Origin of the sequence: Candidatus Protofrankia californiensis, from assembly GCF_900634765.1 — a bacterium.
GTDB lineage: Bacteria > Actinomycetota > Actinomycetes > Frankiales > Frankiaceae > Protofrankia > Protofrankia californiensis.
The window spans coordinates 1-3130 of sequence record NZ_CAAAFT010000036.1 but is presented as its reverse complement, the minus strand read 5'-3'; the positions used below and the strand labels follow the sequence as shown (position 1 = coordinate 3130).

3 protein-coding genes and 1 pseudogene are annotated in these 3130 nt (G+C 66.5%); 2 read left to right on the top strand and 2 right to left on the bottom strand.

The window, feature by feature from the left end:
• Window positions 1-351: 351 nt before the first annotated feature.
• Both DD1DGNOD_RS01545 and DD1DGNOD_RS26380 read right to left on the bottom strand, forming a co-directional pair.
• Window positions 352-702: pseudogene (locus tag DD1DGNOD_RS01545) on the bottom strand (PIN domain nuclease); the annotation flags it as partial.
• A gap of 8 nt (window positions 703-710) precedes the next feature.
• Window positions 711-1025 carry a hypothetical protein gene (locus tag DD1DGNOD_RS26380; RefSeq protein ID WP_165036333.1) on the bottom strand — a complete coding sequence of 105 codons (315 nt, stop codon included), beginning with the start codon at window positions 1023-1025 and terminating at the stop codon, window positions 711-713.
• A gap of 115 nt (window positions 1026-1140) precedes the next feature.
• Here DD1DGNOD_RS26380 and DD1DGNOD_RS26375 point away from each other — a divergent pair, with 115 nt between their 5' ends.
• Together DD1DGNOD_RS26375 and DD1DGNOD_RS01540 are read left to right on the top strand one after the other, a co-directional pair.
• Window positions 1141-1566: a hypothetical protein gene (locus tag DD1DGNOD_RS26375; RefSeq protein ID WP_165036332.1), complete on the top strand. Its 426-nt coding sequence runs from the start codon at window positions 1141-1143 to the stop codon at window positions 1564-1566.
• Window positions 1567-1735: 169 nt separating this feature from the next.
• On the top strand, window positions 1736-3130 hold a 1395-nt coding region (locus DD1DGNOD_RS01540), incomplete at its 3' end, for an ATP-binding protein (RefSeq protein ID WP_165036335.1).

Sequence of the window (3130 nt, the reverse complement as noted above, 5' to 3'; positions counted from 1 at the left end):
GGGTCCGCCATGTCTTGCTTTCCCATAACGCAACAGACCCCCTTTCGGAACAGTCCGGAATGATCGGTGACGTGATCATTCATGTCAGGTAGTGGCTGTCTGGCTTAGCGTCTCTATCTCTGCTTGAGGATGTTACGATTGATCGTATTTAGTAGTCTATCGACTACCCTCTGTGCCCCCAACGGGATTCGATGCAGAATAATGCGGTCCTGACCGGGGGTTTCGCTGCGGGAAGGCTGATCGTTAAGGGGAGCTTCACGGTCGGTCCCCCTGGGCGCGAGCGGTGAACCAGGCGTCAAAGAGCGCGGTGCCGTCGTTGGGATGATCGCAGACGTGGCCGGCCGCTACCCGTTACGACAGGCGGAGCTGCTCGGTGGGCTGTTCGGTGGTCGCGGCGATCAGCTCGAAGTCCTTGTCGACGTGTAGCACCACAAGTCCGGCGAGTTCGGCTGTGGCGGCAATGATCAGGTCGGGGACGGACGGCGCGCGATGGTGTCCGACGCCAGCAAGCAGCTCCTGGATCTCGACAGTCCTGGATTCGATACGGGGTGTGGTGTTCTCGACAGGCATCGCCGAGACCGGCGGCCGGCGTAGTCTGACGCGAAGATCCTGAGCGGATCTTGCGGAGAAGCCGACCTCCAGGATCGTGACCGTCGTGATATGGATCAAGCCCTGCTGGATGCGTGACAGCCAGTCGCGCGCTCGGCCTACTAGATCTCGTAGCGGCCGGGTGGGAGTGGGGTTGCCGCGGTGCCTGGCAGCAGCGCCAGGAGGGGCAGGCCGTGGGGTTCGGCGCTGTCTGGGTGGTGCCAGCCGACGTCCAGGCTGATCGCGGCGGCTACCTCGTTGGCTTCCGGGTTGGCTTCCGGTAAGTCGGACATCGCGTCGGTGAACTCGTCCTCGACCAGGAGGTGGTCCTCCGGCCGGCCGGGTATGCCGTGGGCGAGCATCCAGTCCCGTTCGACGGGTAGCGGGTCGCCGGTCGACCGGTCGGGATTCTCGCTGTCGCAGCGGCGCACGGTCACGCCGTCGCGCGCGACCGGCCAGGCCGAGGAAGGCCATCACCGCCGTCTGGTCGTCGCCGCGGATGCACCACCAGCGGGTCCAGCAGGACATCACCGGACCCGGCGGATCGGTACGTTGTCGAATCCCGATCAGCTGGTCGACCACGACGAGATCGGCTGGGTCCAGCGCCGAGGGGCCGGCGAGGCACACCAACGCGTCCAGAGCCACGGCCCGCAACCGGTCCGGGCCGTACCGGCGCACGGCGCGCAACGCCGCCACGGCCTCCGACCGATTCGGCTCGTCGAGGTGCCCCAGGGGTTGGTAACGCGGCCACCCGCCGGGCGGCGCGTCCCGCATCTCCTCGAGCAACCCGCGCACGTCACCGACGGACACGTCCGGCAACCTGCCGTCCCGAGCCCGACCATAGCTGATCAGCCCGATGGGACGGAGGCGCACGTTTCGTCGGGGAGGTCGCGGATCAGCAGCGTGACGTCGCCGCTGGTGGCCACGACCAGGCTGCGCCCGGAGGGCGAGAAGGCCGCGGCGCGGAACTCGGAGTAGCTCGCGTCGAAGACGACGGGTAGCGATGCACCCTCACGTTCACCCTCGACGGCCTGGGCGACCGACGGAGCGAAACCATAGCGCGCCTCGCGCAGGCTGCGATAGTCGCAGGCTGCGATAGTTGCAGGTATGGTGGAGCGGTCGATCCGCTACCGAGGGTGGGATATTGGTGCGCTTCATCAACCGGGTCAAGGAACTGTCCTTGCTGGACGAATGGTTCGGGCGACCGGGGCCTCAGCTTGGCGTGGTGTGGGGGCGTCGACGAGTCGGAAAGTCGCACCTGCTGGCACATTGGGCAGCGGGTAAGCGGGCTGTCTATCACGTCTCACGCAACCGAGCGCCCGACCAGGAGCTTGCCGCGCTCTCGGCGACCGCGGCTCCGATGCTCGCGCTTGCCAATCGCGACCTGGCCAGCCGTCCGTTTCGGGACTGGGACGAGGCATTCGAGCTTTTTCGGCAAACTGCGTCAGAAGCGCCGCTGGTCGTGATCCTCGACGAGTTTCCTGAACTGATCAAGAGCGATCTGCACATCGAGAGCGCCCTGCGCGCGATCTGGGAGGGCATGGGCGACCATCCCGTCCGCCTGGTCCTGTGCGGCTCGGCGGTACGCACCATGGAGGCGTTGCAGGAGGAACGCGCCCCGCTCTACGGGCGGGCTACGCTTCGCCTGCAGGTCCGGCCGTTTCTGCCCAACGAAGCGGCGTTGATGCTGCCCGGTCTCGCACCCGCCGAGCGTGCCAGGGCATGGGGTGTCTGCGGTGGCATACCCTTTTACCTGGACCTGTGGGACCAGTTGTCATCATTCCGGGACAATCTTGCGCGACTTGTCGCGAACGAGCATGGGCTTTTTCTCAACGAGGGCCAGTTGATCCTCGCCACCGAGGACTTCGCTGGCGGTCGCCGCGAACGTATCCCGGAGCAGGTGCTGCGGGCGATAGCCGTCGGGCGCACCCGGTTCGGCGAAATCAAGGACGCGTTGGGCATCGACCCAACCCGGGCGCTGGCCGCATTGGCGGACCTCGGCCTGGTCCAACGGGTGCTTCCGGTCGGGCGCAATGCGGACCCACGGCGGGCGTACTACCGGGTGGCGGACAACTTTCTGGCCTTCTGGCTGTCGATCGCGGAGCCTCGCCGGGCGGCCATCATCCAGGGCTTGGGTAACTCCGTGGCGGGCGTCATGGCAAGCGAGTTCGACAATTTCATGGGCGACCGGTGGGAGGAGGCCGTACGCGCTCATCTCGTACAGACCATGGCGGATGATCCCCGGGTCGCGCCCGTGATCGAGGTCGGCCGGTTCTGGCACCAGTACGGAACCGACCCGGCAGAGATCGACGTCGCCATGCTCAGCGGGCCGGCAGGACGGCTTAGCCTTGCCGCCGAGGTGAAGTGGGCCCGGCACGAAGAGGGAAGCCGTATCCTGCGCACGTTGATGCGCAAGGCGCACGCCTCTAATCTGGTTGGCCCACATGACCCGGAGCCGCTGTACGTGATCGCCGCGCGCGAGGAGGTGACCGGACAACTACCCGACGACGTACTCCGTGTCACCGCCGCCGACGTCTTCGCC